The organism is Pseudoalteromonas sp. SR45-5, assembly GCF_014163565.1.
GTDB classification, from domain to species: Bacteria; Pseudomonadota; Gammaproteobacteria; order Enterobacterales; family Alteromonadaceae; genus Pseudoalteromonas; species Pseudoalteromonas distincta.
In genome coordinates, this window is sequence record NZ_JACJDN010000757.1 from 1 (window position 1) to 1,667 (window position 1,667).

Here is a 1,667-nt window from a genome sequence, read left to right on the forward strand (position 1 = left end):
GGAAAAGTATCGGGGCTAATAATGTTCTTCAGGAAAAGACTATTATTGCTAATGAATAGCTTTTTATAAATTAACGCTTTTAAGGCTTAAAATAGCACTTTAAGCCTTTCAATTAGGGACTAAGTTTTATTTATTTAATTTCTATTTATCCAATTGAAACAGAGCCTATTTGCCAAGTAGTGCGGCACTTCATAGTAAGAATAGCATCACTTTCAAAATTATTATTTAGATCTACTGAATATGAAACAAATTGCTTAGAACTATTAGATTGATTTGATATATCTATCCAATCAAATCCTTTCCCAGTGCCATACCTGAACCATTTACTCTTACCACTATCTCTAACCTTGAGCATACGAGAGATAAAACAGCCACCATTAGAGCTATTCAATCCTTCAGTAATACCATTTATGACAAGTTCAAAATTTCCAATAGACTCATTTAATGGAACACTGCAATTAAAATAACGATCTGAACGAGAAAACTGAGGATCGAAAAGAAAGTAGCCATTTTCGGTTGAACCAACTTTTTCTAAAGTCTTAGTTTTTAGTGCTTGAATGTCACCTACAGAGGTTATTAGGTTATTCAACGCTTGTGTTTTATAAACCACATCTTCAGAGCAATGTGACGCACCATCAAAAATAGCAGCATTTGATTGAAGTGGTATTGAACCTAAAGTAATTGCTAATGCAATGTATTTAGTTTTTAGCATAATTATATCCTTTTACATTTAAAGATCCCTAATAAAGGTAATTACACCTTAAAAGATTATAAAAACAGCAATAAATTAAATCTATAAGTTGATTACAGAAGTCAGAAAATCATAAAAAAACAACCCTTCTTCCTCATGTTCATCAAAAATCTCTTTACCTGAAAGCATATATGCTTTTAACAGTGAATTTTTACTACTATCTTTATCCCCAAGTTGGTAATAACATTGCCCTATTCTAAAGTGTATAAATGCATTTTCATTTGCTTCAGGATAATTTAAGGCGTCCAATAAAGAGTGTAAAGACTTTTCATATTCATCAATCATGTAAAAACTATCACCAATCGAAACTTTGAGCCACAGCACTTCATTCCAATCTTCATTAGGGTCAACGATTAAATCAAGCGCTTTTTGCCAAATGGCTATAGCGCCTAAAAAATCGTCTTCATCGAACAAGTTATTACCTTGTTCGCAATACTGCTCTATTTGATCATGGATATCCATTATTTGCACTCACTATAGAAAGTTTTATACTTCTTCGGCTGACTAACAAAGCAGCGCCCTTTAGATATTATATTCGCTTTATCAAACCACATTTTTGCTAGCTCTAACTCACCTTGCTCAAAATATATGACTCCCTTTAAAAATACAGGTCCATCATCATAGTCATCTAAATGATCTGAGCTAAATAGTTGATCAACTATTTTATGAGCATTTTTATAAAATCCTAACTCCTTATACATTTCACAAATTCCAGAAACAAAGCTGAGAGTTACGTCCCAGTCGAATTTAGGCTCAGGTAATAACTCCCATGCTTTTTCTGCTTGTTCTTTCGCCGTAATAAAATCTTTTCTTTCTAATGCTTGAAAGGCAAAAATATATAGTTCGTCAATTTTATCTCTTAATTCTACAGGTAATTTTTTCATTACAACCCTATAATTTTAGGCTTTTTATTTAG

At 32.0% G+C, this 1,667-nt stretch carries 3 protein-coding genes; all 3 read right to left on the reverse strand.

The annotated features are described in order from the left end of the window. Positions 1–145: 145 nt before the first annotated feature. Positions 146–712, reverse strand: coding sequence for a hypothetical protein (locus H5072_RS18700; RefSeq protein ID WP_182694423.1), 567 nt, complete (start codon positions 710–712; stop codon positions 146–148). Between the two features lie 81 nt (positions 713–793). After that, positions 794–1,213 carry a tol-pal system YbgF family protein gene (locus H5072_RS18705; RefSeq protein ID WP_182694424.1) on the reverse strand — a complete coding sequence of 140 codons (420 nt, stop codon included), beginning with the start codon at positions 1,211–1,213 and terminating at the stop codon, positions 794–796. After that, positions 1,213–1,635 (reverse strand): hypothetical protein, encoded by a 423-nt coding sequence (locus H5072_RS18710; protein ID WP_182694425.1) that lies wholly within the window; start codon positions 1,633–1,635, stop codon positions 1,213–1,215. The genes H5072_RS18705 and H5072_RS18710 overlap by 1 nt, the downstream gene beginning before the upstream one ends. Positions 1,636–1,667: the final 32 nt, after the last annotated feature.